Below are 26,647 nucleotides of genomic sequence, written 5' to 3'. Positions count from 1 at the left end.
CTTGTCGCCGTCATCAGAAGCCGAGCCCGCCCTCGCGGGCACCGTCGGCCAGTGCCGCGATGCGGCCGTGGTACTTGTTCCCGGCCCGGTCGAACACGACCGAGTCGATCCCGGCCGCCTTGGCGCGGTCGGCCAGCAGGCCGCCGACCGTCTTGGCCTTGTCGGTCTTGTTCGCCTCGGCGCCGCGCAGGTCGGACTCCATCGTGGAGGCCGACACCAGCGTCACACCGGCGACGTCGTCGATGACCTGAGCGAACAGGTGCTTCGAGGACTTGCTGACCACCAGGCGCGGGCGCTCGGCCGTGCCGTTGATCTTCTTGCGCACGCGGATCTGACGACGCAGCCGCGACGCGGTCTTCTTGGCGGCGTGCTTGTTGTGCCGCAAACCGATCGCCATTACTTACCAGCCTTTCCGACCTTGCGGCGGACCTGCTCGCCGGCGTACCGCACGCCCTTGCCCTTGTACGGCTCGGGCTTGCGCAGCTTGCGGATGTTCGCGGCGACCTCACCGACGGACTGCTTGTCGATTCCCTGCACCGAGAACTTGGTCGGCGTCTCGACGGCGAAGGTGATGCCGTCGGGCGCGTCCACCGTGATCGTGTGGCTGTAGCCGAGCGAGAACTCCAGCTGGGTCGGTCCCTTGGCCAGGACGCGGTACCCGACGCCGACGATCTCGAGCTTCTTCTCGTAGCCGTCCGTCACGCCGGTCACCAGGTTGGCGATCAGGGTGCGGGACAGGCCGTGCAGTTCCTTGCTCTTGCGCTGGTCGTCCGGACGCGCGACGGCTATGGTGCCGTCCTCGTCCCGGTTGACCACGATGGGCTCAGCCACGACGTGCGAGAGCTGACCCTTGGGACCCTTGACGGTGACCGTCTGGCCGTCGATCGTGACGTCGACGCCGGACGGGACCGAGATCGGGAGCTTACCGATGCGAGACATGAATGTGGTCCTCCTTCCGGTTCTTCGTCACCAGACGTAGGCGAGGACTTCCCCGCCAACGCCCTTGTTCTTGGCCTGCCGGTCGGTCAGAAGACCCTGCGACGTCGAGATGATCGCGACGCCCAGGCCTCCCAGCACCTTCGGCAGGTTGGTCGACTTCGCGTAGACCCGCAGTCCCGGCTTGCTGATCCGGCGCACGCCCGCGATGGAGCGCTCCCGGCTCGGCCCGAACTTCAGGTCGACGATCAGGGTCTTGCCGACGGTGCCCTCCTTGGGCTCCTCGACCTGGTAGGAGGAGATGTAACCCTCCTGCTGCAGGATGTCGGCGATGCCCTGCTTGATCTTGCTGTACGGCATCGAGGTCGACTCGTGGTACGCCTGGTTGGCGTTGCGCAGACGCGTCAGCATGTCTGCGATCGGGTCGGTCATCGTCATGGCCTGGGGCCTCTTTCCCGCCGTGGTTTCGCCGCTCGGCGACCTACGGTGACTAGATGGTGGGTGGAGAAGAGTTCGGTGCTGAAGAGCTCGGTCACCAGCTGGACTTGGTCACGCCGGGCAGCTCGCCCCGGTGCGCCATCTCCCGCAGGCAGATCCGGCACAGGCCGAACTTGCGGAAGACCGCCTTCGGCCGGCCGCAGCGCTGGCAGCGCGTGTAGCCACGCACCGCGAACTTCGGCTTCCGGGCCTGCTTGACCTTGAGTGCTGTCTTCGCCACGTCAGTTCTCCTTGAACGGGAAGCCGAGCTGCCGCAGCAGCGCGCGCCCCTCGTCGTCGTTCTTGGCGCTGGTCACCACGGTGATGTCCATGCCCCGGACCCGGTCGATCCGGTCCTGGTTGATCTCGTGGAACATGACCTGCTCGGTCAGACCGAAGGTGTAGTTCCCGTTGCCGTCGAACTGCTTCGCGGACAGGCCGCGGAAGTCGCGGATCCGGGGCAGCGCGAGCGCCAGCAGCCGGTCCAGGAACTCCCACATCCGGTCGCCGCGCAGCGTCACGTGGGCGCCGATCGGCATCCCCTCGCGCAGCTTGAACTGCGCGATCGACTTGCGGGCCTTGGTGACCTGCGGCTTCTGGCCGGTGATCGCGGCCAGGTCCTTGATCGCGCCGTCGATCAGCTTGGAGTCCCGAGCCGCCTCGCCGACACCCATGTTGACCACGATCTTGACCAGGCCGGGCACCTGCATGACGTTCTCGAACTGGAACTGCTCCTGCAGCTTGCCGACGATCTCTTCGCGGTACTTGGTCTTCATCCGGGGCTGGACCTTCGCCTCGGTCACTGCGGTGGTCATCAGATCTCCTCGCCGGTACGCCGAGCGATCCGGACGCTCCGGAAACCGGTGTACGTCGAACCGTCCGGGCGCCGCTTCTGCACCTCGACGCGGTTGTACCCGACGCGGGTGGTCACCTTCTGCTTCTTGCCGTCCTTGTCGACCTCGACCAGGAGCATCACGTTGGAGACGTGGATCGGGGCCTCCTGGGTGACGATGCCACCCGTGGTGCCGCCGCGCTGGGCCTGCTGCACCTTCGTGTGCTTCTTGACCCGGTTCACGCCCTCGACGATGACGAGCTCGGCGTCGGGCTGGACCGAGATGATCTTGCCCTCGAGTCCCTTGGACTTGCCGGTGACCACGCGGACGAGGTCACCCTTCTTCACGTGCAGCTTGCGCTGCGCCTTGTCTGCCATGTCAGAGCACCTCCGGAGCGAGCGAGATGATCTTCATGAAGCGCTTCTCGCGCAGCTCCCGGCCGACCGGCCCGAAGATACGGGTGCCACGCGGCTCACCGTCGGCCTTGAGGATGACGGCGGCGTTCTCGTCGAAGCGGATGTAGGAGCCGTCCGGACGCCGGCGCTCCTTCACGGTCCGCACGATGACAGCCTTGACGACGTCACCCTTCTTCACGCCACCACCCGGGATCGCGTCCTTGACGGTGGCGACGATCGTGTCCCCGACACCGGCGTAGCGCCGACCGGAGCCACCGAGCACGCGGATGCAAAGAATTTCCTTCGCACCCGTGTTGTCGGCGACCTTCAGTCGCGACTCCTGCTGGATCATCTGTTGATCTCCTGGTTGTCTCGCTGGTTCTCACCGCGGTGAGCCTTGCGGAACGAATGATTTCGATTGGGTACAGCTGGGCGTTGCCGTGACCTCGAGGCCTGGATTACTTGGCCTTCTCGAGGATCTCGACGATGCGCCACCGCTTGGTGGCCGACAGCGGCCGGGTCTCCATCAGGAGGACGCGGTCGCCGATGCCGGCGGCGTTCTGCTCGTCGTGCGCCTTGAGCTTGCTGGTGCGGCGGATGACCTTGCCGTACAGCTTGTGCTTGACCCGGTCCTCGACCTCGACGGTGACGGTCTTGTCCATCTTGTCGCTCAGCACCAGACCCTCACGGGTCTTGCGGCGGCCTCGCGCCTCGGTCGTGCCCACGGTCTCGTCCTTCGCAGTGTTCTCGGTCATGCCTTGCTCCCAGCCTTCTCGCTGTCGTCTGCCGTCTCGTCGGCCTCAGTTTCGGCGTCGGTGGCGGCGACCGGAGCGTCCACCTCTTCGGTGATGCCGAGCGCACGCTCGGTCAGCACCGTGTAGATGCGGGCGATGTCCTTACGGACGGCGCGCAGCCGGCCGTGGGACTCCAGCTGACCCGTGGCAGCCTGGAACCGGAGGTTGAACAGCTCCTCCTTGGCTTCACCGAGCTTGCTCAGCAGCTCGTCCTTGCCCAGGTTCCGCAGCTCGGCGGCGGTCAGGGTAGCCATCAGTTCTCACCTGCCTCTCGGGAGATGAAGCGGCACTTCATCGGCAACTTGTGGATCGCGCGGCGCATCGCCTCGCGAGCCGTGTTCTCGTCGACACCGGACAGCTCGAACATCACGCGGCCCGACTTGACGTTGGCGATCCACCACTCCGGCGAACCCTTACCGGAACCCATCCGGGTCTCGGCAGGCTTCTTGGTCAGCGGGCGGTCCGGGTAGATGTTGATCCAGACCTTTCCGCCACGCTTGATGTGCCGGGTCATCGCGATACGCGCCGACTCGATCTGCCGGTTGGTGACGTAGTGGCTCTCCAGGGCCTGGATGCCGAAGTCACCGAAGGCCAGCGTGGTGCCGCCCTTGGCAGCGCCGGAGCGCTTCGGGTGGTGCTGCTTGCGGTGCTTGACCTTACGGGGGATGAGCACGGTTCAGCTCTCCGTTCCGGTCGTCTCGGCCGGCTTCTCGGCGGCCGGGGCCGTCGTGGCGTCGGCCTTCGGGGCCTCGTTGCGGTTGTCGCGACGGTCGTCACGACGGCCGCCCCGCTCGCCACCGCGACCACCGCGGTCGTCACGGCGAGCCGGACGACGCTGCTGGTTGGCGGCACGGGCCGCGGCCTGGGCCTCGCGCTCGGCGCGGGAGCCGGACACGTCGCCCTTGTAGATCCAGACCTTCACGCCGATCCGGCCGAAGGTCGTGCGGGCCTCGTAGAAGCCGTAGTCGACGTCGGCGCGCAGCGTGTGCAGCGGCACCCGACCCTCGCGGTAGAACTCCGACCGCGACATCTCGGCGCCACCGAGCCGGCCGGAGCACTGGATCCGGATGCCCAGGGCGCCGCCACGCATGGTGGTCTGCATCGCCTTGCGCATCGCGCGGCGGAACGCCACGCGGCCGGACAGCTGCTCGGCCACGCCCTGCGCGACCAGCTGGGCGTCGACCTCGGAGTTCTTGACCTCGAGGATGTTCAGCTGCACCTGCTTGCCGGTGAGCTCCTCGAGGCTGCCCCGGATCCGGTCCGCCTCGGCGCCGCGGCGACCGATCACGATGCCCGGACGGGCGGTGTGGATGTCGACCCGAACGCGGTCACGGGTGCGCTCGATCTCCACGCGGGAGATGCCGGCGCGCTCCATGCCCTTGCTCAGCAGACGGCGGATCTTGACGTCCTCGCCGACGTAGTCCTTGTACAGCTTGTCGGCGTACCAGCGGCTCTTGTGGTCCGTGCTGATACCGAGGCGGAACCCGTGCGGGTTTACCTTCTGGCCCACTAGCGGGTCCTGCCCTTCTTCTCAGCGGCCTTCTTGCCTTCGGCCTTCTTGGCGGGCTGCTCCTCGTCGGCGCGCGGGCCCACGACCACGGTGATGTGGCTGGTCCGCTTGTCGATCCGGGTGGCCCGGCCCTGTGCACGGGGGCGGTGACGCTTCAGCGTCGGACCCTCGTCCACGAAGGCCTTCACCACGACCAGGTCGGCGCGGCTCAGGTGCTCGGTGCCCTCGGCGTTCGCCGCGGCGCTGTCGACGACCTTGTACACGGTCGCGGCAGCGGCCTGCGGGGCGAACTTCAGAGTGGCGAGGGCATCGTCGATACCCATCCCGCGCACCAGGTCCACCACGCGACGCGCCTTCATCGGCGTCACGCGGACGAAGCGCGCGACCGCGAAGGCCCCGGGCTCGTCGCCCAGCAGGCTCTCGCGACGGGCACTGACGGCCCTACGCTCTTGAACGCTCATGATGTTCGAATCTCTCCGTAGGTTGCTTTCGCGTCATCGACTGACCGAGGTCAGCGACGCCGTGACTTCCGGTCGTCCTTCTCGTGACCCTTGAACGTGCGGGTCGGGGCGAACTCGCCGAGCTTGTGCCCGACCATCGCGTCCGTCACGAACACGGGCACGTGCTTGCGGCCGTCGTGCACCGCGAGCGTGTGGCCGATCATGTCGGGAATGATCATCGACCGGCGGGACCAGGTCTTGATCACGTTCTTGGTGCCCTTCTCGTTCTGCACCTCCACCTTCTTCATCAGGTGGTGGTCGACGAACGGGCCCTTCTTGAGGCTGCGTGGCATCTCTGTCCGGCTCCCTATCAGCGCTTCTTGCCGGCCTTGCGGCGCCGGACGATCATGCGGTCGCTTTCCTTGCGGGTGCGGGTGCGGCCCTCAGGCTGACCCCACGGGGACACCGGGTGACGACCACCCGAGGTCTTGCCCTCGCCACCACCGTGCGGGTGGTCGACCGGGTTCATCGCGACACCGCGGACGGTCGGGCGCTTGCCCTTCCAGCGCATCCGGCCCGCCTTGCCCCAGTTGATGTTCGACTGCTCGCCGTTGCCGACCTCACCGAGGGTGGCGCGGCAGCGCACGTCGACCATCCGGACCTCGCCGGACGGCATCCGCAGGGTGGCCATCCGGCCCTCCTTGGCGACCAGCTGAACGCTGGCACCGGCGGAACGGGCCATCTTGGCGCCGCCACCCGGGCGCAGCTCGACGGCGTGCACCGTGGAGCCGACCGGGATGTTGCGCAGCGGCAGGTTGTTGCCCACCTTGATGTCGGCGGCCGGGCCGTTCTCGACGATCGTGCCCTGCTCCAGCTTGGCCGGGGCGAGGATGTAGCGCTTCTCGCCGTCGACGTAGTGCAGCAGCGCGATCCGCGCGGTGCGGTTCGGGTCGTACTCGATCTCGGCCACCTTCGCCGGGACGCCGTCCTTGTCGTAGCGCTTGAAGTCGATCAGGCGGTACGCCCGCTTGTGACCGCCACCGTGGTGCCGGGTGGTGATCTTGCCGGAGTTGTTCCGGCCACCCTTCTTCGGCAGCGGGCGGAGCAGGGACTTCTCGGGGGTCGAACGGGTGAGCTCGACGAAGTCGGCCACGCTCGAGCCACGGCGGCCCGGCGTCGTCGGCTTGTATTTGCGGATACCCATTACGACTGGCCTCCGAAGATGTCGATGCGGTCGTCGCCGGACAGGCTGACGATCGCTCGCTTGGTGTCCGGGCGCTTGCCCCAGCCGGCACGGGTGCGGCGGCGCTTGCCCTTACGGTTGATCGTGTTGACGCTGGTCACGCGGACCTTGAACACCTTCTCGACCGCGAGCTTGATCTCGGTCTTGTTGGCGTCCGGGGCGACCTCGAACGTGTACTTCTGCTCGTCCAGCAGGCCGTAGCTCTTCTCGCTCACGACCGGCCGCAGCAGCACGTCCCGCGGGTCCTTGTTGACTCCGTGGCTCATGCTTCTACCTCCTGCTCGGCTTCGGTCGACGTCGCGACAGCCTTGACGGACTTGCCCTTGGGCGCGCCGGCGACGAAGGCGTCGAGCGCGGCCTTGGTGTAGACCACCGCGTCGCTGCAGAGCACGTCGTACGCGTTCAGCTGGTCGGCGGCGATCAGGTGCACGGTCGGCACGTTGCGCAGGCTCAGCCAGGTCAGCTCGTCGTTGCGGTCGACAACGACCAGCACCTTGACGAACTCGGTGACCTCGGCCAGCACCTTCAGCGCCGACTTGGTCGACGGCGCGTCGCCGTCCACGAACTGCTCGACCACGAAGACGCGGCCGTCGCGGGCCCGGTCCGAGAGCGCACCGCGCAGGGCGGCGGCGATCATCTTCTTCGGGGTCCGCTGGCTGTAGTCGCGCGGGGTCGGGCCGTGCACGACGCCACCACCGGTGAACTGCGGCGCCCGGGTCGAACCCTGGCGGGCGCGGCCGGTGCCCTTCTGGCGGTACGGCTTGGCGCCACCACCGGAGACCTCGCCGCGGCGCTTCACCTTGTGCGTGCCCTGACGAGCGGCGGCCAGCTGCGCCACCACGACCTGGTGGATCAGCGGGACGTTCACCTGAACGTCGAACAGCTCGGCGGGAAGCTCGGCGGAGCCCTTCTTGCTGACCTTGTCGCCCTTGACGACGGTCACGTCGACGGTGCTCACTTGGCAGCTCCCTTCGCGGCGTTGCGGATCAGCACGAGGCCGCCCTTGGGGCCGGGAACGGCACCCTTGATCAGGATCAGGCCGCGCTCGGTGTCGACCGCGTGCACCTTCACGTTCTGCGTGGTCACCTGCTCGTGACCCATCCGGCCCGCCATCCGCAGGCCCTTGAAGACCCGGCCGGGGGTGGCGCAGCCGCCGATGGAGCCCGGCGAACGGTGCTTCTTGTGCACACCGTGGGTGGCGCGCAGACCGTGGAAGCCGTGCCGCTTCATGACACCGGCGAAGCCCTTGCCCTTGCTGGTGGCGGAGACGTCGACGACCTCGCCGGCCTCGAAGGCCTCGGCCTTGATCTCCTGGCCGAGCGTGTACTCGCTCGCGTCAGCGGTGCGCAGCTCCAGCAGGTGCCGGCGCGGGGTCACACCGGCCTTGTCGAAGTGGCCGCGCAGGGGCTTGGTCACCTTGCGCGGGTCGATGTCGCCGAACGCGATCTGCACGCCGTCGTAGCCGTGGGTGGACGAGGTACGCACCTCGGTCACCACGCACGGGCCGGCCTGGATCACGGTGACGGGGACGACTCGGTTGTTCTCGTCCCAGGTCTGGGTCATGCCGAGCTTGGTGCCCAGCAGCCCTCGCGTGTTCTTCTGCTTGCTCATAGGTCAGCGTTCCCTCAGAGCTTGATCTCGATGTCGACACCGGCCGGGAGGTCGAGCCGCATCAGCGAGTCGACGGTCTTCGGCGTGGGGTCGATGATGTCGATGAGCCGCTTGTGGGTGCGCATCTCGAAGTGCTCGCGGCTGTCCTTGTACTTGTGCGGCGAGCGGATGACGCAGAACACGTTCTTTTCCGTCGGCAACGGCACCGGGCCAGCAACCTTCGCACCAGTACGCGTCACCGTGTCGACAATCTTGCGCGCCGAGCTGTCGATGACCTCGTGGTCGTAGGCCTTCAGCCGGATGCGGATCTTCTGTCCCGCCATCGCTTCGCTTCGTCCTTCTCTATCGTCTTCGCCTTCGCTGCTCCGACCCCCGCGGTCGGGTGTGTCGCGCACCGGGCACGAACGTGCACCAGCCACAACTCTTCGACCCTGGGATGGGAATCGGGGTTCGGTCTCGGACCGAACCTCGGCATGGTCTCCGGTCCGGCGCCACCAGCCAGCCCTGAACGGTCTGGGGAGCGCCCCGGCGGCCTCGCCTGAGCAACCTGAATATTGTGCCATCGATCGGCACCGGAATGCCAATCGGGGGGCTTCACGCCCGATCCGGCCCCACCTGGGTGCCGGATCAGGCACAAAGCAGAGGTCCGCGAGGGCTCGACCTGCGAGCCCTCGCGGACCTCATGAGATCACTTGATGATCTTGGTGACCCGGCCGGCGCCGACGGTACGGCCACCTTCCCGGATCGCGAACTTCAGGCCCTCTTCCATGGCGATCGGCTGGATCAGCTCGACCGACATGTCGGTGTTGTCGCCCGGCATGACCATCTCGGTGCCCTCGGGCAGCGTGACGACGCCGGTGACGTCCGTGGTGCGGAAGTAGAACTGCGGGCGGTAGTTCTGGAAGAACGGCGTGTGCCGGCCGCCCTCCTCCTTCGACAGGATGTAGACCGAGGCGTCGAAGTTGGTGTGCGGGGTGGTCGTACCCGGCTTGATCACGACCATGCCGCGCTCGACGTCCTCGCGCTTGGTGCCACGAAGCAGCAGACCGACGTTCTCACCGGCCTGGCCCTCGTCGAGCAGCTTGCGGAACATCTCGATACCGGTGACCGTGGTGGTCTGCTTCTCCGGACGGATGCCGACGATGTCGACGGTCTCGTTGACCTTGACGACACCGCGCTCGATCCGGCCGGTGATGACGGTACCGCGACCCGTGATGGTGAAGACGTCCTCCACCGGCATCAGGAACGGCTTGTCGATCTCGCGCTCCGGCTGCGGGATGTACTCGTCGACGGCGGTCATCAGCTCGATGATCGACTCGCCCCACTTGGCGTCGCCCTGCAGCGCCGGGTGAGCGGCGACGCGGACGATCGGCGCGTTGTCGCCGTCGAACTCCTGCTCCGAGAGCAGCTCGCGGACCTCGAGCTCGACGAGCTCCAGGATCTCCTCGTCGTCGACCATGTCGCACTTGTTCAGCGCGACGACCATCGCCGGCACGCCGACCTGACGGGCGAGCAGCACGTGCTCACGCGTCTGCGGCATCGGGCCGTCGGTGGCGGCGACGACCAGGATCGCACCGTCCATCTGGGCCGCACCGGTGATCATGTTCTTGATGTAGTCCGCGTGACCCGGGCAGTCGACGTGGGCGTAGTGCCGGGCCTCGGTCTGGTACTCGACGTGCGCGATCGAGATGGTGATACCGCGCTGGCGCTCTTCCGGCGCCTTGTCGATCTGATCGAAGGCCGAGGCCTCGTTCAGGTCCGGGTACTTGTCGTGCAGCACCTTGGTGATCGCCGCGGTAAGAGTGGTCTTACCGTGGTCGATGTGACCGATGGTGCCGATGTTGACGTGCGGCTTAGTCCGCTCGAACTTCGCCTTAGCCACTGGGGCCCTCCTGGGAAAATGTTGACTTACGCCGTACGCCGACGCGCTGTGGGTTGGTTGGTCCGGGGCGAGATTACTCGCCGCGGGCCTTCTTGATGATCTCTTCCGCCACGTTCTTCGGAACCTCGGCGTAGGAATCGAACTGCATCGAGTACGACGCGCGGCCCTGGGTCTTCGACCGCAGGTCACCGACATACCCGAACATCTCGGACAGCGGCACCGAAGCCTTGATCGCTCGGCTGCCACCGGGGCCCTCGTCCATCGACTGGATCGAGCCACGACGGGAGTTGAGGTCACCGATCACTTCACCCATGTAGTCCTCGGGGGTGATCACCTCGACCGCGAACATCGGCTCCAGGATGACCGGAGTCGCCCGCCGGGCGGCGTCCTTGAAGGCCATCGAACCGGCGATCTTGAACGCGAGCTCGGAGGAGTCGACGTCGTGGTACGCACCGTCGGTCAGCGTCACCTTGACGTCGACCATCGGGTAGCCGGCCAGGACACCGAACTCCATGGCCTCCTGCGCGCCCTCGTCCACCGACGGGATGTACTCGCGCGGGATGCGGCCACCGGTGACGGCGTTGACGAACTCGTAACCGCCCTCGCCACCGGCCTCGACCGAAGTCGGCTCGATGTTGATGATCACACGCGCGAACTGACCCGAACCACCGGTCTGCTTCTTGTGCGTGTAGTCGACCTTCTCGACCTTCTTCTTGATCGTCTCGCGGTAGGCCACCTGCGGCTTGCCGACGTTCGCCTCGACGCGGAACTCGCGCTTCATCCGGTCGACCAGCACCTCGAGGTGCAGCTCGCCCATGCCGGCGATGATCGTCTGGCCGGTGTCCTCGTCGGTCCGGACCTGGAAGGTCGGGTCCTCCTCGGCCAGCCGCTGGATCGCGACGCCCAGCTTCTCCTGGTCGCCCTTCGACTTGGGCTCGATCGCGACCGAGATGACCGGAGCCGGGAACTGCATCGACTCCAGGACGACCGGGTTCGACGGGTCGGCCAGCGTCTCACCGGTGGTGGTGTCCTTCAGACCCATCACCGCGACGATGTGACCGGCGCCGATCGAGGCGATCTCCTCACGCTTGTTCGCGTGCATCCGGTAGATCTTGCCGATCCGCTCCTTGCGCCCCTTGGTGGGGTTCAGGACCTGCGTACCGGTCTCGAGCTTGCCGGAGTACACCCGGATGAAGGTGAGCTTGCCCAGGTGCGGGTCGGCCGCGATCTTGAAGGCCAGCGCCGAGAAGGGCTCGCTGTCGTCGGGCTTGCGCAGCACGACCTGGTCGCCGTCCTTGACGTCGTGGCCCTCGATGGCCGGGACGTCGAGCGGGCTCGGCAGGTAGTCGTTGACCGCGTCGAGCAGGGGCTGGACGCCCTTGTTCTTGAACGCCGTACCGGTCAGGACCGGGGTCAGCTTGCTGGCCAGCGTGGCCCGCCGGATGGCGGCCTTCAGCTGCGGCACCGTCGGCTGCTCACCCTCGAGGTAGAGCTCCATGATCTCGTCGTCGGCCTCGGCCAGCGTCTCGATCAGCTTGTCGTGCCACTCCGCGGCCGCCTCGGTGTGGCTGGCCGGGATCTCCTCGATCGTGTAGTCCTCGCCCATCACGGTCTCGCCGCGCCAGGTCAGCGCGCGCATCTCGACCAGGTCGACGACGCCGATGAAGTCGGACTCGGCACCGATCGGCAGCTGCATGACCAGAGCGGTCGCGGCGAGCCGGTCGCGGATCATGTCCACGCAGCGCATGAACTCCGCGCCGGTGCGGTCCAGCTTGTTGACGAAGCAGATCCGCGGTACGCCGTACCGGTCCGCCTGCCGCCAGACCGTCTCGGACTGCGGCTCGACGCCGGCGACACCGTCGAACACCGCGACGGCACCGTCGAGGACGCGCAGCGAGCGCTCCACCTCGACGGTGAAGTCGACGTGGCCCGGGGTGTCGATGATGTTGATGGTGTGGTCTTTCCAGGTGCAGGTCGTCGCGGCGGACGTGATCGTGATGCCGCGCTCCTGCTCCTGCTCCATCCAGTCCATCGTGGCGGCGCCCTCGTGGACCTCACCGATCTTGTAGGTGATACCGGTGTAGAAGAGGATCCGCTCGGTCGTCGTCGTCTTGCCGGCGTCGATGTGGGCCATGATCCCGATGTTGCGGACCTTGGCCAGGTCGGTGGTGATTTGTACGGCCACCTCGGTGGTCTACCTCTCGCTTCTGTATTGCGTCAAAGAAAGTGAGCTGGGGGCCCGGTTCGGGCCCCGTGTCACCAGCGGTAGTGGGCGAAAGCCTTGTTGGCTTCGGCCATCTTGTGCGTGTCCTCGCGGCGCTTGACCGACGCGCCGAGACCGTTGGACGCGTCCAGGATCTCGTTCATCAGGCGCTCGGCCATGGTCTTCTCGCGACGCGCACGGGAGTACGACGTGAGCCAGCGCAGGGCGAGCGTGGTCGAGCGACCGGGCTTGACCTCGATCGGCACCTGGTAGGTGGCACCACCGACGCGGCGGCTCTTCACCTCGATGCTGGGCTTCACGTTGTCCAGGGCGCGCTTCAGCGTGATGACCGGGTCGGTGCCGGTCTTCGTCCGGGTGCCCTCGAGGGCGGTGTAGACGATGCTCTGCGCGATCTGCTTCTTGCCGTCCACCAGGATCTTGGAGATCAACTGGGTGACCAGCGGCGAACTGTAGACCGGGTCGATGATGACCGGCCGCTTCGGGGCGGGACCCTTGCGCGGCATTAGCTCTTCTCCTTCTTCGCGCCGTACCGGCTGCGAGCCTGCTTCCGGTTCTTCACACCCTGGGTGTCGAGCGAACCGCGGATGATCTTGTACCGGACACCCGGAAGGTCCTTCACACGACCGCCACGCACGAGCACGATCGAGTGCTCCTGCAGGTTGTGGCCGACACCCGGGATGTACGCGGTGACCTCGATGCCGCTGGTGAGGCGGACTCGGGCCACCTTGCGAAGCGCCGAGTTCGGCTTCTTCGGAGTGGTCGTGTAGACGCGCGTGCAAACACCACGACGCTGAGGGGAACCCTTCAGGGCCGGCGTCTTGTTCTTCGACACCTTGTCCTGGCGGCCCTTGCGGACCAGCTGCTGAATGGTGGGCACCGCGTAGGTCTCTTTCTGTCGTCCGGTCGGTTGCTGCGCGCCTGACCCCCGCGGTCGGGTGTGTCGCGTGCGCACGGGTGTACCGGAGCCGTAATCTTTCAGACTGTCGGCAGATGTCCCGTGCCACGCGCGCAAACCCGCGAAACGAGGGGCACGCATGACGGCCCAGGATGACCCGGGCACGATCGTTAAGACTAGCGGCTGCCCCAAGCACGGTCAAAACAGAGCACCGTGCGGCAAGGGGACTAGGCCGCCCTATCAGTCTACCGGACTCCGGACACACTCCAAGCCAGTGTCCCCGGCCGCCATCACGATCACGAATGTCTGATCGGCGTAAATCTCCGCGACGGCCTGTTTTGGGCGCCGGGGTGCTGCGGCATAGTCACCGCCATCGGGAGTAACGACCTGATAACGGGGAGCCCTTTTCGCACGCGTCTTGGAGACTTCCGTGGAGCCTGTCCCCACTCCCCCGAGCCCTGTCGTCCGGCGAGCTGCCATCGGCGCCGTCGCCGGCGTACTGGCAGCCGGTGGGCTCGGCGTCGAGCTGTTGTCGCGGCGCGGCAGCCTGAGCGAACGCGTCGCCGCGACCGGTGTCCCCCACCGCTCCGGTACGGCGGCCAGCCGGTCGGCCGTAGCCGAGCGGCCGGGCCTGGCCGCCCAGGAGGACGACCGGGACTCCAGCTACGTCGCCGGTGACCAGCGGCCGAAGCCACCGGCCCAGACCGGTTCCACTCGCGACTACGCCGGCTACGCGGAGGCAGCGAAGGCCGGACGCGTCGTACCGGGCCTGCTGGTCGACAAAGCCGGTCCGCTCACCACTGCCCAGGCCCAGCGGCACCTGCTCAACCGGGTCACGTTCGGCCCGCGCCCGTCCGATGTGGAGAGCCTGGCCAAGCTCGGCATCGACCGCTGGCTCGCTGCGCAGCTGTCGCCGACCGCGGCGGACCCGTCCGGCGACCAGGCCTGGCGAGCGTTCAAGCTGGCCGGCGCCGACGTCGGGACGGTCCGGCGGTCGATCGGGCAGTACTCCTGGGACGCGATGTTCCAGACCGGGTTCGCGACGCTCGGCCGGCAGGTGTTCGGCCGGCGGCAGTTGTTCGAGGTCGTCGTCGACGTCTTCGCCAACCACCTGCACGTCGCGACGCCGTCCGACCGCGGCTGGGACGTCGCCCCGCACTACGCCGCCGCGGTGATCCGCAAGCACGCCTTCGGCCGGTACGCCGACATGCTGAAGGCCGCGATGCGGCACCCGGCGATGCTGCACTTCCTCGACAACGACACCTCCACCCGGGAGAGCGTCAACGAGAACCTCGGCCGCGAGCTGCTCGAGCTGCACACCGTCGGTGTCTCGTCCGGCTACACGGAGAAGGACATGCGCAGCAGCGCGTACGTGTTGAGCGGACGTGGGTCGAACGACGACGGTGAGTTCGACTACAAGCCCGAACGGCACCGGACCGGGCGGGTGAAGGTGCTCGACTGGTCCGCTGCCAACACCTCTGCCAAAGGCGGACTGGCGCTCGGCGACAAGTACCTGGACTACCTGGCCAAGCACCCGGCGACCGCGAAGACGATCGCGCGCAAGCTCGTCGTACGGTTCGTCGACGACGTGCCGCCGCCCGAACTGGTCGCTCGGCTGGCGCAGGTGTACCTGAAGAACAACACGGCGATCCTGCCGGTGCTGACCGCGTTGTTCCGCAGCGGTGAGTTCTGGAACTCCCTTGGGCGCAAGACGAAACGGCCGCTCGAGGACGTCGTCGGGACCGCGCGGGCGCTCGACCTGCCGTTCGGTCCGACCACCGGCAAGGGCCTGGAAGCCATGTACTGGCAGCTGAACAACCTCGGTCATGCTCCGCTCGCCTGGCCGTCGCCGAACGGCTATCCCGATGTCGCGCCGGCCTGGTCGTCGGCCGGGCAGATGCTGGAGCGCTGGTCGTCGCACCGCGCACTGTCGTACGGCTGGTGGGACGGGCTGAAGCGCGAGAAGCTGCCGGCCGACCTGCGGCCGAAGTCCGGTGACACGTACCGCGAGTGGTTCGACCGGCTGGGGTTGCGGCTGATCGGGCAGCGGCCGAACGCGCGGCAGCGCAGTGCGCTGGCCACCTTCGTCGGTGCGAAGACGAGCTCGCGGGTGGACCAGGGACGGATGGACTGGCAAGCCGGTCACGTGGTCGCGCTGGTGCTCGACTCCCCGCAGTTCCTCGCTCGCTGATCGGTCCTCTGATCCGGCCCGGCCGCGACCGCCCCTGCGGCCGGGCCACCTCCACCCCTGTAGGAGTCCTCGCCCATGAACCTCTCCTCGCTCCACCCCGACTGCCCGGACTGGCAACGGCTCGGCCCGACACCTGCCGACGCCGCCGTCCGCGCGCAGGCCACCGCTGTCGCCAGTGAGTCCGACGAGCGCCGGGAGAAGTGGAGCCACGGGTTCACCCGGCGCCGGCTGCTCGCGGGTGGGCTCGGCGTCGGCGTCGCGGCGGTCGCCGACCAGCTGGTGACGACCCGGATCTCCTGGGCCGCGCCCGGCGCCGAGTCGACGGGCACGCTGGTGGTGATCTTCCTGCGCGGCGGGATGGACGGGCTGTCCGTTCTCGTCCCGGCCGACGACCCGCAGCTGCTGAAGGCGCGGCCGGGCATCGCCGTACGGGGTGCTTCGCTGATCGAGTTCGGGCGCGACTTCGGGCTGCATCCGGCGATGGCGCCGTTGACGCCGCTGATCGCGGCCGGCCGGTTGGCCGCCGTACCGGCGGTGTCGACGCCGGATCTGACGCGCAGCCACTTCCAGGCGCAGGACTGTCTCGAGCGTGGTGGTGCGGCGCGGTCGTCGGTGCAGTCCGGATGGCTCGACCGGGTGATCGCTCAGTTGGGACCCGGTACGACGTTCCGCGGGCTCGGGATCGGCGCGCGGATGACGCGGTCGCTGCTCGGGCCGACCAACCCGGTGATGCTGACGTCGCTGAAGGACTTCTCGGTCAAGGGAATCGACGGGGTCGCGCCGCAGACGTTGAAGGCGCTGGAGACGTTGTACACGGGGATCGACCATCCGCTCGGCGTACAGGGGCTGGCTGCGTTGCAGGCGTCGGCGAAGGCGCAGAGCTACCAGCAGGCGATCCAGACCGCACCCAAGGATCGCGGGTATCCCGACGGTGAGTTCGGGGCGTCGCTGGCGACACTCGCGCAGCTGATCCGGAACAAGGCGGGCGTCCGGGTGGCGGCCGTGGATCTTGGTGGGTGGGACATGCACACCGACATCGGGACGGTCGAGAACGGTGATCTGACGCGGTCGCTGAAGACGGTCGCCGAGGGACTGGCGGCGTTCACCGCCGAGCTCGGGCCGGAGCTCGACAACACGACGGTGGTGACGATGAGCGAGTTCGGCCGGCGGGTCGAGCAGAACGGCAACAGCGGCGCGGATCACGGGCACGGTGGGGTGGCGCTGGTGCTCGGCGGGCGGGTCAAGGGTGGGGTGCACGGGCGGTGGGAGGGGTTGTCGCCGAAGGTGCTCGACCAGGGTGACGTGCCGGGGACGAACGACTACCGCGACGTGCTGTCGGACGTGGTGATGGGCCGGCTCGGTCTGAGCGAGGCGCAGGCCGGCAAGGTCTTCCCCGGTTGGAAGCCGAAGCCGCTGGGGCTGATGGGCTAGGAGGTCACGCGCTGAGCGAAGAACTCAGCGGCGATCTGCTGGTCGCCTTCGATGGTGAGCTGCTCGGCTGGGATCCGCTTCCACAGCGCGAGCAACAAGTCCTCGGCCCGGCCGGTCAGTACGACGTCGCCGTCGGCCTTCCCGCGTTCGACTGACGGCGCTCCGTCCGCCGGTGTCAGCGTCCACGCGTCGCCGGTGTCGACCGCCAGCACACCCATCCGCCGAGTCACCGCCGGCGCGAACCCGCGCGCCAGCACCCGCGGCATGAACACCCCGAACACTTCATCGACCCCATCAGCAGCAACCGCCGGAGAGATGCCGTCGGTTGTTCTGCCCGCTGCTTGGAGGGCGTCGATCAGGTGGATGGTCGTCTCGTGCAGCCTTCGCCGCGGCCAGAACGCGGCCCGCTGGTCGACCGGCGCGAAGTTCCAGCACGGCTCGGCTGGGTCGACCGCGCGGATCGCGGCGAGCAGGGCGGCCGTCGTACCGGCGTACCAGTCGGACCAGGAGATCGTCGTCAGCAGCACCTCCGGGCGCTGCTGCTCGCGGCCGGACAGCAGGACGGACGCCGACCAGCGCTGGCCGGAGCCGATGTGCAGCGCGAGGTCGGCGACCGTCCAGCCCGGGCAGCTCGGCACCGCGGCGGCCGGGTCGACGGAGTCGAAGACCTCCGCCAGTTCCGCCGCGGTGCGGTCGAGCTCCCCGAGCAGGTCAAGCAAGGAAACGGACCTCGACGATCAGCCCGTCCTGCACGCGGTACAGCACGATGGTCGGCAGCGGACCCTGGTCGGTGTCGTGGCGGACGGCCTGCTCCACCACCCACTCGCCGAGCATCATCCGCTGCTGCAGCTCGGTCTTGCACTTGCCGGCGTCGAACAGCGGCCGGTAGTACTCCCGCAGGGACCGCCGCCCGCGCAGCACCGCGCCGTCCGCGAACTGCAGCTGCGCGGTCGGCGAGTAGAGCGCGAGGAACGCTTCGAGATCGTGCGCGGCGTACGTCGAGTGCTCGCGATCGATCACCCGCGTCGCCGGAGTGTCGAACGAGAAGGCGGTCGCCACCACAGCCGTCAGATCAGGCGCCACTGACGGAACGGGGGTGGAGGTGGGGGTGGATGAGCCCGCCGCCCCGGAAGACCAACCGCCTTCGGCGGTGGTCGCGGTGGCCGCGCCGGTCGCGGTGGTCACGCCGCTCGCGGTAGTCGCGCCCGCCGCCGTGGTCACGCCGCTCGCGGTAGTCGCGCCGGCCGTCGTGGCCGCGGGGGTGCTGCGGGCCGGGGTGTCGCCGGCCGGCTTGCGGCTCGGGGTGGTCTTCTTCGGGGCCGGGGTGCTGGTGGGGGTCACCGGCTCGGTGGTGGGAGTGGGGATCGGGAGGGTGGAGGTGGAGGTCGCGGTGGGGTCTTCGCCCAGGTGGGCGATGGCCCAGTCCAGCGCCTTGGTGACCGCGGCGCGGGATTCTTCGGTGTGGTCGAGCATGTCGAAGCCGTGTTGCCCTTTCGGTACGTCGATGATGTCCAGCGCAGCGCCGCCGGCGGAGACGAACTCCTCGACCGGGCCCGCGAGTTCCTCACGCTCGCGTCCGACCCGGGTCAGCAGTACGGCCAGATCCTTGTGTTTGCCGATCACCTCGGAGGCGTCGACGAGTTCGTCGACACCGGGCGGGGTGGCGAGCAGGGGGTAGGTCAGCAGCAGGCAGCGCAGCCAGTCCGGCCGGCTGTCCAGCCACTCCCCCGCGAGCAGTCCGCCGCCGGAGAAGAACCAGAGCGCGACGCGCCCCGGATCCACCCGAGGGTCGGCCCGGAGTACACCGACGGCGGCCTCCACGTCGTCGGCTGCGGCCACCAGCTGGTCGTAGCCACGGATCAGTCCGTGGTCGACCACAGCAGCCACCAGACCGCGCTGGGCAGCCGCGGTCGCGTATCCCTGGAACACCGGCCAGTCCCGAGGCAGCACCTCGAGATCGGGCGGCATGGGACCCCCGTGCACCAAGAGGATCGCACCCGTCCGCGCCGTACCGGCCGGGTGGTAGAGGTCGACCTGACCGACCCGTTCCACCCGCACCTCCCCGGTGTCGGCGACCGGCAGAACAAAGGGCCGCAGGTAGGGCGGGAGATCCGTCATGGAGTCATCTTGGCCTATCCCACGGACACTTGCAGCCGCCACCCCGCGAGGCTTGCCCAGACCTGTCCCGACACGCCGGAAACGACCGTGGACAAGCGTTTGAGGTACGCCGCCGGGCCCCGCGTACGCCGTACCGACAGACCCCCGGAACGCCGCGAGGGCGGCACCCCCTGGTGGGGATGCCGCCCTCGGCGGTGTGCGGTGCTTCGGCTCAGTTCTGGTAGGAACCGAGGTCGAAGTCGTCCAGCGGGACCGACTGCCCGGCGGACGGCCCGAAGTCGTAGTCGTACGACTCGTAGCCGACCATCGAGTACATCGCGGCCTTCGCCTCCTCGGTGGGCTCCACCCGGATGTTGCGGTAACGGTCCATGCCGGTACCCGCCGGGATCAGCTTTCCGATGATCACGTTCTCCTTCAGACCGACCAGCGAGTCGGACTTGCCGTGGATCGCGGCCTCGGTCAGGACCCGGGTCGTCTCCTGGAAGGAGGCGGCCGACAGCCACGACTCGGTCGCGAGCGACGCCTTGGTGATACCCATCAGCACCGGACGGCCCGAGGCCGGCGTACCGCCCTCGGCCACGACGCGGCGGTTCTCCGCCTCGAACATGATCCGGTCCGCGAGCTCACCCGGCAGCAGCTGGGCGTCGCCCGACTCGATCACCGTGACCCGGCGCAGCATCTGCCGGACGATGATCTCGATGTGCTTGTCGTGGATGGCCACACCCTGCGACCGGTACACGGCCTGGACCTCGTCGACCAGGTGCTCCTGCGCCTTGCGCACACCCAGGATCCGCAGCACTTCCTGCGGGTCCGGCGTACCCTGCGTCAGCTGCTGACCGACCTCGACGTGCTGACCTTCCTCGATCAGCAGGCGGCCACGCTTCGACACCGGGTAGGCGACCTCCTCGGAACCGTCGTCCGGGGTGAGCACCAGCTTCCGGGTCTTGTCGGTGTCCTCGATCGAGATCCGGCCGGCGGCCTCCGAGATCGGCGCCTTGCCCTTGGGCTGGCGGGCCTCGAAGAGCTCGACCACACGCGGCAGACCGTGGGTGATGTCATCACCCGCGACACCACCGGTGTGGAAGGTCCGCATCGTCAGCTGCGTACCGGGCTCACCGATGGACTGGGCCGCGATGATGCCGACCGCCTCGCCGATGTCGACCGTCTTGCCGGTGGCCAGCGAACGCCCGTAGCACTTGGCGCAGGTTCCGGTCTTGGCGTCACAGGTCAGCACGGAGCGGACCTTGACCTCCTCGACACCGGCCTCGACCAGGGCCGCGATGGACACGTCGCCCAGGTCGCTGCCCGCGGTCAGTACGACGGTCCCGTCGCGACCGGTCACGTCCTGGGCCAGGGTGCGTGCGTACGCGCTGGTCTCGACGTTCTCGGCGTGCACGGTGCGGCCGTCCGGACCCGGCTCGCCGATCTTCTTCGGCAGGCCGCGCTCGGTGCCGCAGTCCTCCTCGCGGATGATGACGTCCTGCGAGACGTCCACCAGACGACGGGTCAGGTACCCGGAGTCGGCGGTCCGCAGCGCGGTGTCGGCAAGACCCTTACGAGCACCGTGGGTGGCGATGAAGTACTCGACCACCGACAGGCCCTCGCGGAAGTTGGACTTGATCGGCCGGGCGATGATCTCGCCCTTCGGGTTGGCCACCAGGCCACGCATTCCGGCGATCTGCCGGATCTGCATCATGTTGCCTCGGGCACCCGAGTGGACCATCATCCAGATCGGGTTGGCCTTCTCGAAGTTCTCCTCCATCGCCTTGCCGACCTCGGCGTTGGCTCCGGTCCAGATCTCGATCAGTTCCTGACGCCGCTCGGACGAGGTGATCAGACCCCGCTCGAACTGCTTCTGGACCTTCTCGGCCTGCGACTCGTAGCGGGCCATGATCTCGGGCTTCGACGGCGGCGTGCTGAAGTCGTCGATCGACACCGTGACACCCGAGCGGGTGGCCCAGCGGAAACCGAGGTCCTTCAGCGCGTCCAGGCAGTTCGCCACCTGGACCTTGGAGTAGCGCTCGGCCAGGTCGTTGACGATCGAGCCCAGCTGCTTCTTGCCGACCTCGGCGTCCACGAAGGTGTAGTCGGCCGGGAGCGCCTCGTTGAACAGGGCGCGACCCAGCGTCGTCTCCAGCGAGAACCCGCCGTCGGTGAGCTCGAGCGCACCTTCCGGCGCGGCCGCCTCGTCCAGGCGCAGGGTGATCTTGGCCTGCAGCGACAGCTCCTTGCGGTCGAAGGCCATCAGGGCCTCCGCCACGGAACCGAACGCCCGGCCCTCGCCCAGCGCACCGTCCTTCAGCATGGTCAGGAAGTAGATGCCGATGATCATGTCCTGGGTCGGCATCGTGACCGGACGGCCGTCGGCCGGCTTCAGGATGTTGTTCGTCGACAGCATCAGGATCCGCGCCTCGGCCTGGGCCTCGGCCGACAGCGGCAGGTGCACCGCCATCTGGTCACCGTCGAAGTCCGCGTTGAACGCGGAGCAGACGAGCGGGTGGATCTGGATCGCCTTGCCCTCGATCAGCTGCGGCTCGAACGCCTGGATACCCAGCCGGTGCAGGGTGGGCGCACGGTTCAGCAGGACCGGGTGCTCGGTGATGACCTCTTCCAGCACGTCCCAGACCTGGGCGCGCTGACGCTCGACCATCCGCTTGGCGGACTTGATGTTCTGCGCGTGGTTGAGGTCGACCAGCCGCTTCATCACGAACGGCTTGAACAGCTCCAGCGCCATCGCCTTCGGCAGACCGCACTGGTGCAGCTTCAGCTGCGGGCCGACCACGATGACCGAACGGCCGGAGTAGTCGACGCGCTTGCCGAGCAGGTTCTGACGGAAGCGACCCTGCTTGCCCTTGAGCATGTCGGACAGCGACTTCAGCGGCCGGTTGCCCGGGCCGGTGACCGGACGACCGCGGCGGCCGTTGTCGAACAGCGCGTCGACGGCCTCCTGCAGCATCCGCTTCTCGTTGTTGACGATGATCTCGGGCGCGCCGAGGTCGAGCAGCCGCTTGAGGCGGTTGTTCCGGTTGATCACCCGGCGGTACAGGTCGTTCAGGTCCGAGGTGGCGAACCGGCCACCGTCGAGCTGGACCATCGGCCGCAGGTCCGGCGGGATCACCGGGACGCAGTCGAGCACCATGCCCATCGGGCTGTTGTTCGTCGCCAGGAACGCGGTGACGACCTTGAGCCGCTTCAGGGCGCGGGTCTTGCGCTGGCCCTTACCGGTCTTGATCGTCTCGCGCAGGTTGTCGGCCTCGGCCTTCAGGTCGAAGGTCTGCAGCCGGCGCTGGATCGCGGCCGCACCCATCGCGCCCTCGAAGTACTTGCCGAACCGCTCCTTCATGGCGCGGTAGAGGATCTCGTCGCCCTCGAGGTCCTGGACCTTCAGGTTCTTGAACCGGGTCCAGACCTCGTCGAGGCGGTCGATCTCGCGCTGCGCACGGTCGCGCAGCTGCTTGACCTCACGCTCGGCGCCTTCCTTGACCTTGCGCCGGACGTCGGCCTTGGCGCCCTCGGCCTCGAGCTGCGCCAGGTCCTCCTCCAGCTTCTTCATCCGGGTCTCGATGTCGTTGTCGCGCCGGTTCTCGAGCTGCTTGCGCTCGACGTCGGTCCGGCCCTCCAGCGACGCGAGGTCGCGGTGCCGCGCCTCGTCGTCGACGTCGGTGATCATGTACGCCGCGAAGTAGATGACCTTCTCCAGGTCCTTCGGGGCGAGGTCGAGCAGGTAGCCCAGTCGCGACGGGACACCCTTGAAGTACCAGATATGGGTGACCGGCGCGGCCAGCTCGATGTGGCCCATCCGCTCACGGCGCACCTTCTGGCGGGTGACCTCGACGCCACACCGCTCGCAGATGATGCCCTTGAAGCGAACGCGCTTGTACTTACCGCAGTAGCACTCCCAGTCCCGGGTGGGACCGAAGATCTTCTCGCAGAACAGACCGTCACGCTCCGGCTTGAGCGTCCGGTAGTTGATCGTCTCCGGCTTCTTGACCTCGCCGTGCGACCACTGGCGGATCTCGTCCGCGGTGGCCAGGCCGATCCGAAGCTCGTCGAAGAAGTTCACGTCGAGCACGATGTGTTATCTCCTAAAGATGTACTGAAGGTCCGAGTGGCTGTTGATGTCGAGCGGCAGGCCGCTCAGACCTCCTCGACGCTGTTCGGCTCCCGCCGGGACAGGTCGATCCCCAGCTCCTCCGCAGCGCGGAAGACGTCCTCTTCGCTGTCGCGCATCTCGACCCGGCTTCCGTCGGACGAGAGCACCTCAACGTTCAGGCACAGGGACTGCATTTCCTTGACGAGAACCTTGAAGGACTCCGGGATACCCGGCTCCGGGATGTTCTCGCCCTTGACGATCGCTTCGTACACCTTGACGCGACCGACCACGTCGTCCGACTTGATCGTCAGCAGCTCCTGCAGCGCGAAGGCGGCACCGTAGGCCTCGAGGGCCCACACCTCCATCTCGCCGAACCGCTGACCACCGAACTGCGCCTTACCACCCAGCGGCTGCTGCGTGATCATCGAGTACGGACCGGTCGAGCGGGCGTGGATCTTGTCGTCCACCAGGTGGTGCAGCTTCAGCATGTACATGTAGCCGACCCCGACCGGTGCCGGGAAAGGCTCACCCGAGCGGCCGTCGAACAGGTTGGCCTTGCCGGTGCTGTCGACCATCCGGTCGCCGTCGCGGTTCGGCAGCGTGGAGCCGAGCAGGCCGGTGACCTCCTCCTCCTTGGCGCCGTCGAAGACCGGCGTGGCGACATTCGTCATCGGCTCGGCCTCGCCGGCGCCGATCTTGATCAGCCGCTGCGCCCACTCCTCCGGGCTGTCCGGGTCGACCTTCCAGCCGCGGCTGGCGACCCAGCCCAGGTGCGTCTCGAGGACCTGACCGACGTTCATCCGGCCGGGCACGCCCAGCGGGTTCAGGATGATGTCGACCTGGGTGCCGTCCTCCATGAACGGCATGTCCTCGACCGGCAGGATCTTCGAGATGACGCCCTTGTTGCCGTGGCGTCCGGCCAGCTTGTCGCCGACCGAGATCTTGCGCTTCTGGGCGACGTACACGCGGACCAGCTGGTTCACGCCCGGCGGCAGCTCGTCGCCGTTGTCGCGGTCGAAGACGCGGACGCCGATGACGGTGCCGTTCTCGCCGTGCGGGACCTTCAGCGAGGTGTCGCGCACCTCGCGGGCCTTCTCACCGAAGATCGCGCGCAGCAGCCGCTCCTCCGGGGTCAGCTCGGTCTCGCCCTTCGGCGTCACCTTGCCGACCAGGATGTCACCGGTGGTGACCTCGGCGCCGATCCGGATGATGCCCCGCTCGTCCAGGTCCGCCAGCATCTCGTCGGAGACGTTGGGGATGTCGCGGGTGATCTCCTCCGGGCCCAGCTTGGTGTCGCGGGCGTCGACCTCGTGCTCCTCGATGTGGATCGAGGTCAGCAGGTCCTGCTGCACGACGCGCTGGCTGAGGATGATCGCGTCCTCGTAGTTGTGACCCTCCCACGGCATGAACGCCACGAGCAGGTTACGACCGAGCGCCATCTCGCCCTCGTCGGTGCACGGACCGTCGGCGAGCGGGCTGTTCACCTCGACCCGCTGACCGGCGTCGACCAGCGGACGCTGGTTGATGCAGGTGCCCTGGTTCGAGCGGCGGAACTTGGCCAGCCGGTAGGTCTGGTAGGTGCCGTCGTCGGCGGCGATCTCGATCAGGTCGGCCGAGACCTCCTTGACCACACCCGCCTTGTCCGACACCAGCACGTCACCGGCGTCGACCGCACCGCGGTACTCCATGCCGGTACCCACCAGCGGAGCGTCCGCGGTGATCAGCGGCACGGCCTGGCGCTGCATGTTGGAGCCCATCAGCGCGCGGTTGGCGTCGTCGTGCTCGAGGAACGGGATCATCGCCGTCGCGACCGACACCATCTGGCGCGGCGAGACGTCCATGTAGTCCACGTCCTCGACCAGCACGAGCTCGACCTCACCGTGGCGCCGGCGGACCAGCACCCGGTCCTCCGCGAAGGCGTCGTCGTCGGTCAGCGCGGCGTTGGCCTGCGCGATGACGAACCGGTCCTCCTCGTCGGCGGTCAGGTAGTCGACCTGGTCGGTGACCCGGCCGTCGATGACCTTGCGGTACGGCGTCTCGACGAAGCCGAACGGGTTCACCCGGCCGTACGTCGCGAGCGAGCCGATCAGGCCGATGTTCGGGCCTTCCGGGGTCTCGATCGGGCACATCCGGCCGTAGTGGGACGGGTGCACGTCGCGGACCTCGAAGCCGGCCCGCTCACGCGACAGACCACCCGGGCCGAGCGCCGACAGGCGGCGCTTGTGGGTCAGACCCGCGATCGGGTTGGTCTGGTCCATGAACTGGGACAGCTGGGAGGTGCCGAAGAACTCCTTCAGCGCCGCCACCACGGGACGGATGTTGATCAGGGTCTGCGGCGTGATCGCCTCGACGTCCTGGGTCGTCATCCGCTCGCGGACCACCCGCTCCATCCGGGCCAGGCCGGTGCGGAGCTGGTTCTGGATCAGCTCGCCGACGGTGCGCAGCCGGCGGTTGCCGAAGTGGTCGATGTCATCCTCTTCGACGACGATCTCGCCCTGCGGCGCGTCCAGCTCGGTCTTGCCCTCGTGCAGCGCGACCAGGTACTTGATGGTCGCCACGATGTCGTTGATCGTCAGCACCGCGGTGTCGTGCTGCTCGTCACGGCCGAGCTTCTTGTTGATCTTGTACCGGCCGACCTTGGCCAGGTCGTAGCGCTTGCCGTTGAAGTAGTAGTTGTCCAGCAGCGCCTGCGCGGCCTCGCGCGTCGGCGGTTCGCCGGGGCGCAGCTTGCGGTAGATGTCCAGCAGCGCGTCGTCCTGCCCGGAGGTGTGGTCCTTCTCCAGGGTGAGGCGGATCGACTCGTACTCGCCGAACTCCTCGAGGATCTGCGCGTCGGTCCAGCCGAGCGCCTTGAGCAGCACGGTGACGTTCTGCTTGCGCTTGCGGTCCAGCCGGACACCGACCAGGTCGCGCTTGTCGACCTCGAACTCCAGCCACGCACCGCGCGACGGGATGATCTTGGCGGTGAAGATGTCCTTGTCGGACGTCTTGTCCGGCGTGCGCTCGAAGTACACACCGGGCGAGCGGACCAGCTGCGAGACCACGACACGCTCGGTGCCGTTGATCACGAAGGTGCCCTTGCGCGTCATCAGCGGGAAGTCGCCCATGAAGACGGTCTGGCTCTTGATCTCGCCGGTCTCGTTGTTCATGAACTCGGCGGTGACGAACAGCGGCGCCGAGTAGGTGACGTCGCGCTCCTTGCACTCGTCGACCGTGTTCTTCGGCGGCTCGAACCGGTGGTCGCGGAACGACAGCGACATGGTGCCGCTGAAGTCCTCGATCGGGGAGATCTCCTCGAAGATCTCTTCCAGGCCGGACGGGCCGGAAAGCTCCGTCCGCCCTTCGGCCTCGGCGGCGGCCACACGGCCCTGCCAGGTTTCGTTGCCGACCAGCCAGTCGAAACTGTCCACCTGCAACGCCAAAAGGTCCGGCACCTCGAGAGGCTCGGAGATCTTGGCGAAGGAGATGCGGCGTGGTGAGCCGGAAACGTCGGTAATGCTGTCGGACTGGGGGTTGCGCGAGGCGACCAAGGGGCGTCCTTCCACGGGCTCGCAAACTTCGGTGCTGGGAGCGC

28 protein-coding genes are annotated in these 26,647 nt (G+C 67.8%); 2 read left to right on the top strand and 26 right to left on the bottom strand.

Annotated elements, in window-relative coordinates:
• Nucleotides 1-13: 13 nt before the first annotated feature.
• The 22 genes from rplR to rpsL all read right to left on the bottom strand — a co-directional run bounded on the left by rplR (nucleotide 14) and on the right by rpsL (nucleotide 13,222).
• Nucleotides 14-397 (bottom strand): 50S ribosomal protein L18, encoded by a 384-nt coding sequence (rplR, locus tag ACZ6Z4_RS38275; protein ID WP_465577225.1) that lies wholly within the window; start codon nucleotides 395-397, stop codon nucleotides 14-16.
• Nucleotides 397-939, bottom strand: coding sequence for a 50S ribosomal protein L6 (gene rplF, locus ACZ6Z4_RS38270; protein ID WP_465577223.1), 543 nt, complete (start codon nucleotides 937-939; stop codon nucleotides 397-399). Before rplF ends, rplR begins: the two co-directional genes overlap by 1 nt.
• A gap of 27 nt (nucleotides 940-966) precedes the next feature.
• On the bottom strand, nucleotides 967-1,374 hold the full coding sequence (gene rpsH, locus ACZ6Z4_RS38265) for a 30S ribosomal protein S8 (RefSeq protein WP_077019240.1): 408 nt from the start codon (nucleotides 1,372-1,374) through the stop codon (nucleotides 967-969).
• Nucleotides 1,375-1,468: 94 nt separating this feature from the next.
• The gene (locus ACZ6Z4_RS38260) at nucleotides 1,469-1,654 is read right to left on the bottom strand and encodes a type Z 30S ribosomal protein S14 (RefSeq protein ID WP_012923674.1); all 186 of its coding nucleotides are present in this window, start codon (nucleotides 1,652-1,654) and stop codon (nucleotides 1,469-1,471) included.
• Nucleotide 1,655: 1 nt separating this feature from the next.
• Entirely contained in the window at nucleotides 1,656-2,228 is a 573-nt protein-coding gene (rplE, locus tag ACZ6Z4_RS38255; protein WP_363677070.1) for a 50S ribosomal protein L5, read from the bottom strand.
• Nucleotides 2,228-2,623, bottom strand: coding sequence for a 50S ribosomal protein L24 (gene rplX, locus ACZ6Z4_RS38250; RefSeq protein ID WP_363677072.1), 396 nt, complete (start codon nucleotides 2,621-2,623; stop codon nucleotides 2,228-2,230). The genes rplE and rplX overlap by 1 nt, the downstream gene beginning before the upstream one ends.
• A gap of 1 nt (nucleotide 2,624) precedes the next feature.
• Nucleotides 2,625-2,993, bottom strand: a complete 369-nt coding sequence (rplN, locus tag ACZ6Z4_RS38245; RefSeq protein ID WP_077019238.1) for a 50S ribosomal protein L14 — start codon at nucleotides 2,991-2,993, stop codon at nucleotides 2,625-2,627.
• A 106-nt stretch (nucleotides 2,994-3,099) separates the two neighbouring features.
• Entirely contained in the window at nucleotides 3,100-3,396 is a 297-nt protein-coding gene (rpsQ, locus tag ACZ6Z4_RS38240) for a 30S ribosomal protein S17 (protein WP_363677073.1), read from the bottom strand.
• Complete coding sequence (gene rpmC / locus ACZ6Z4_RS38235; RefSeq protein ID WP_363677075.1) at nucleotides 3,393-3,689, bottom strand: 50S ribosomal protein L29; 297 nt, start codon at nucleotides 3,687-3,689, stop codon at nucleotides 3,393-3,395. The genes rpsQ and rpmC overlap by 4 nt, the downstream gene beginning before the upstream one ends.
• Nucleotides 3,689-4,108 carry a 50S ribosomal protein L16 gene (gene rplP, locus ACZ6Z4_RS38230; protein ID WP_363677076.1) on the bottom strand — a complete coding sequence of 140 codons (420 nt, stop codon included), beginning with the start codon at nucleotides 4,106-4,108 and terminating at the stop codon, nucleotides 3,689-3,691. Before rplP ends, rpmC begins: the two co-directional genes overlap by 1 nt.
• A 3-nt stretch (nucleotides 4,109-4,111) precedes the next feature.
• Nucleotides 4,112-4,945: a 30S ribosomal protein S3 gene (gene rpsC, locus ACZ6Z4_RS38225; RefSeq protein ID WP_465577215.1), complete on the bottom strand. Its 834-nt coding sequence runs from the start codon at nucleotides 4,943-4,945 to the stop codon at nucleotides 4,112-4,114.
• Nucleotides 4,945-5,406: a 50S ribosomal protein L22 gene (gene rplV / locus ACZ6Z4_RS38220; protein ID WP_363677078.1), complete on the bottom strand. Its 462-nt coding sequence runs from the start codon at nucleotides 5,404-5,406 to the stop codon at nucleotides 4,945-4,947. The genes rpsC and rplV overlap by 1 nt, the downstream gene beginning before the upstream one ends.
• A 50-nt stretch (nucleotides 5,407-5,456) precedes the next feature.
• On the bottom strand, nucleotides 5,457-5,738 hold the full coding sequence (rpsS, locus tag ACZ6Z4_RS38215; protein ID WP_363677079.1) for a 30S ribosomal protein S19: 282 nt from the start codon (nucleotides 5,736-5,738) through the stop codon (nucleotides 5,457-5,459).
• A gap of 17 nt (nucleotides 5,739-5,755) precedes the next feature.
• Nucleotides 5,756-6,589 (bottom strand): 50S ribosomal protein L2, encoded by an 834-nt coding sequence (rplB, locus tag ACZ6Z4_RS38210; protein WP_465577210.1) that lies wholly within the window; start codon nucleotides 6,587-6,589, stop codon nucleotides 5,756-5,758.
• The gene (gene rplW / locus ACZ6Z4_RS38205; RefSeq protein ID WP_077019231.1) at nucleotides 6,589-6,894 is read right to left on the bottom strand and encodes a 50S ribosomal protein L23; all 306 of its coding nucleotides are present in this window, start codon (nucleotides 6,892-6,894) and stop codon (nucleotides 6,589-6,591) included. The genes rplB and rplW overlap by 1 nt, the downstream gene beginning before the upstream one ends.
• Nucleotides 6,891-7,586, bottom strand: a complete 696-nt coding sequence (gene rplD / locus ACZ6Z4_RS38200; RefSeq protein WP_465577207.1) for a 50S ribosomal protein L4 — start codon at nucleotides 7,584-7,586, stop codon at nucleotides 6,891-6,893. The genes rplW and rplD overlap by 4 nt, the downstream gene beginning before the upstream one ends.
• Nucleotides 7,583-8,239: a 50S ribosomal protein L3 gene (gene rplC / locus ACZ6Z4_RS38195; protein WP_363677082.1), complete on the bottom strand. Its 657-nt coding sequence runs from the start codon at nucleotides 8,237-8,239 to the stop codon at nucleotides 7,583-7,585. Before rplC ends, rplD begins: the two co-directional genes overlap by 4 nt.
• Before the next feature lie 14 nt (nucleotides 8,240-8,253).
• Entirely contained in the window at nucleotides 8,254-8,562 is a 309-nt protein-coding gene (gene rpsJ / locus ACZ6Z4_RS38190; protein WP_012923688.1) for a 30S ribosomal protein S10, read from the bottom strand.
• Nucleotides 8,563-8,927: 365 nt separating this feature from the next.
• The gene (gene tuf, locus ACZ6Z4_RS38185; RefSeq protein WP_363677083.1) at nucleotides 8,928-10,121 is read right to left on the bottom strand and encodes an elongation factor Tu; all 1,194 of its coding nucleotides are present in this window, start codon (nucleotides 10,119-10,121) and stop codon (nucleotides 8,928-8,930) included.
• 73 nt (nucleotides 10,122-10,194) lie between these two features.
• Complete coding sequence (gene fusA / locus ACZ6Z4_RS38180) at nucleotides 10,195-12,255, bottom strand: elongation factor G (protein WP_465577557.1); 2,061 nt, start codon at nucleotides 12,253-12,255, stop codon at nucleotides 10,195-10,197.
• A 122-nt stretch (nucleotides 12,256-12,377) separates the two neighbouring features.
• Nucleotides 12,378-12,848, bottom strand: a complete 471-nt coding sequence (rpsG, locus tag ACZ6Z4_RS38175; protein ID WP_012923691.1) for a 30S ribosomal protein S7 — start codon at nucleotides 12,846-12,848, stop codon at nucleotides 12,378-12,380.
• Nucleotides 12,848-13,222 carry a 30S ribosomal protein S12 gene (gene rpsL, locus ACZ6Z4_RS38170; RefSeq protein ID WP_012923692.1) on the bottom strand — a complete coding sequence of 125 codons (375 nt, stop codon included), beginning with the start codon at nucleotides 13,220-13,222 and terminating at the stop codon, nucleotides 12,848-12,850. Before rpsL ends, rpsG begins: the two co-directional genes overlap by 1 nt.
• 448 nt (nucleotides 13,223-13,670) lie before the next feature.
• Here rpsL and ACZ6Z4_RS38165 point away from each other — a divergent pair, with 448 nt between their 5' ends.
• Nucleotides 13,671-15,431 carry a DUF1800 domain-containing protein gene (locus tag ACZ6Z4_RS38165; RefSeq protein ID WP_465577196.1) on the top strand — a complete coding sequence of 587 codons (1,761 nt, stop codon included), beginning with the start codon at nucleotides 13,671-13,673 and terminating at the stop codon, nucleotides 15,429-15,431.
• 75 nt (nucleotides 15,432-15,506) lie between these two features.
• On the top strand, nucleotides 15,507-16,862 hold the full coding sequence (locus ACZ6Z4_RS38160; protein ID WP_465577194.1) for a DUF1501 domain-containing protein: 1,356 nt from the start codon (nucleotides 15,507-15,509) through the stop codon (nucleotides 16,860-16,862).
• On the opposite strand, the gene ACZ6Z4_RS38155 is transcribed toward ACZ6Z4_RS38160, so the two are convergent.
• From ACZ6Z4_RS38155 to rpoB, 4 genes are all read right to left on the bottom strand, one after another.
• The gene (locus ACZ6Z4_RS38155; protein ID WP_465577188.1) at nucleotides 16,859-17,581 is read right to left on the bottom strand and encodes a maleylpyruvate isomerase family mycothiol-dependent enzyme; all 723 of its coding nucleotides are present in this window, start codon (nucleotides 17,579-17,581) and stop codon (nucleotides 16,859-16,861) included. The two genes, ACZ6Z4_RS38160 and ACZ6Z4_RS38155, sit on opposite strands and share 4 nt — an antisense overlap.
• Entirely contained in the window at nucleotides 17,574-18,980 is a 1,407-nt protein-coding gene (locus ACZ6Z4_RS38150) for a nuclear transport factor 2 family protein (RefSeq protein ID WP_465577185.1), read from the bottom strand. The genes ACZ6Z4_RS38155 and ACZ6Z4_RS38150 overlap by 8 nt, the downstream gene beginning before the upstream one ends.
• 211 nt (nucleotides 18,981-19,191) lie before the next feature.
• Nucleotides 19,192-23,052, bottom strand: a complete 3,861-nt coding sequence (locus tag ACZ6Z4_RS38145) for a DNA-directed RNA polymerase subunit beta' (RefSeq protein ID WP_363677093.1) — start codon at nucleotides 23,050-23,052, stop codon at nucleotides 19,192-19,194.
• 65 nt (nucleotides 23,053-23,117) lie between these two features.
• Complete coding sequence (rpoB, locus tag ACZ6Z4_RS38140; protein WP_363677095.1) at nucleotides 23,118-26,603, bottom strand: DNA-directed RNA polymerase subunit beta; 3,486 nt, start codon at nucleotides 26,601-26,603, stop codon at nucleotides 23,118-23,120.
• Nucleotides 26,604-26,647 lie beyond the last annotated feature (44 nt).

The organism is Kribbella sp. NPDC104740, assembly GCF_055583505.1.
The sequence above is the reverse complement of the archived record's forward strand: the minus strand, read 5'-3'. Positions and strand labels throughout refer to the sequence as shown.

Excerpts from the sequence above, each read along its gene's own strand:
- rpsS (WP_363677079.1), bottom strand. The coding sequence starts at position 5,738 with ATGCCACGCAGCCTCAAGAAGGGCCCGTTCGTCGACCACCACCTGATG.
- rpsJ (WP_012923688.1), bottom strand. The coding sequence starts at position 8,562 with ATGGCGGGACAGAAGATCCGCATCCGGCTGAAGGCCTACGACCACGAG.
- rpmC (WP_363677075.1), bottom strand. The coding sequence starts at position 3,689 with ATGGCTACCCTGACCGCCGCCGAGCTGCGGAACCTGGGCAAGGACGAG.
- ACZ6Z4_RS38160 (WP_465577194.1), top strand. The coding sequence starts at position 15,507 with ATGAACCTCTCCTCGCTCCACCCCGACTGCCCGGACTGGCAACGGCTC.
- rplN (WP_077019238.1), bottom strand. The coding sequence starts at position 2,993 with ATGATCCAGCAGGAGTCGCGACTGAAGGTCGCCGACAACACGGGTGCG.
- rplC (WP_363677082.1), bottom strand. The coding sequence starts at position 8,239 with ATGAGCAAGCAGAAGAACACGCGAGGGCTGCTGGGCACCAAGCTCGGC.
- rpsG (WP_012923691.1), bottom strand. The coding sequence starts at position 12,848 with ATGCCGCGCAAGGGTCCCGCCCCGAAGCGGCCGGTCATCATCGACCCG.
- rplF (WP_465577223.1), bottom strand. The coding sequence starts at position 939 with ATGTCTCGCATCGGTAAGCTCCCGATCTCGGTCCCGTCCGGCGTCGAC.
- ACZ6Z4_RS38150 (WP_465577185.1), bottom strand. The coding sequence starts at position 18,980 with ATGACGGATCTCCCGCCCTACCTGCGGCCCTTTGTTCTGCCGGTCGCC.
- rplW (WP_077019231.1), bottom strand. The coding sequence starts at position 6,894 with ATGAGCCACGGAGTCAACAAGGACCCGCGGGACGTGCTGCTGCGGCCG.
- fusA (WP_465577557.1), bottom strand. The coding sequence starts at position 12,255 with ATGGCCCACATCGACGCCGGCAAGACGACGACGACCGAGCGGATCCTC.
- rplX (WP_363677072.1), bottom strand. The coding sequence starts at position 2,623 with ATGGCAGACAAGGCGCAGCGCAAGCTGCACGTGAAGAAGGGTGACCTC.
- rplR (WP_465577225.1), bottom strand. The coding sequence starts at position 397 with ATGGCGATCGGTTTGCGGCACAACAAGCACGCCGCCAAGAAGACCGCG.
- rpsH (WP_077019240.1), bottom strand. The coding sequence starts at position 1,374 with ATGACGATGACCGACCCGATCGCAGACATGCTGACGCGTCTGCGCAAC.
- rplV (WP_363677078.1), bottom strand. The coding sequence starts at position 5,406 with ATGAGCGTTCAAGAGCGTAGGGCCGTCAGTGCCCGTCGCGAGAGCCTG.
- rplB (WP_465577210.1), bottom strand. The coding sequence starts at position 6,589 with ATGGGTATCCGCAAATACAAGCCGACGACGCCGGGCCGCCGTGGCTCG.
- rpsQ (WP_363677073.1), bottom strand. The coding sequence starts at position 3,396 with ATGACCGAGAACACTGCGAAGGACGAGACCGTGGGCACGACCGAGGCG.
- rplE (WP_363677070.1), bottom strand. The coding sequence starts at position 2,228 with ATGACCACCGCAGTGACCGAGGCGAAGGTCCAGCCCCGGATGAAGACC.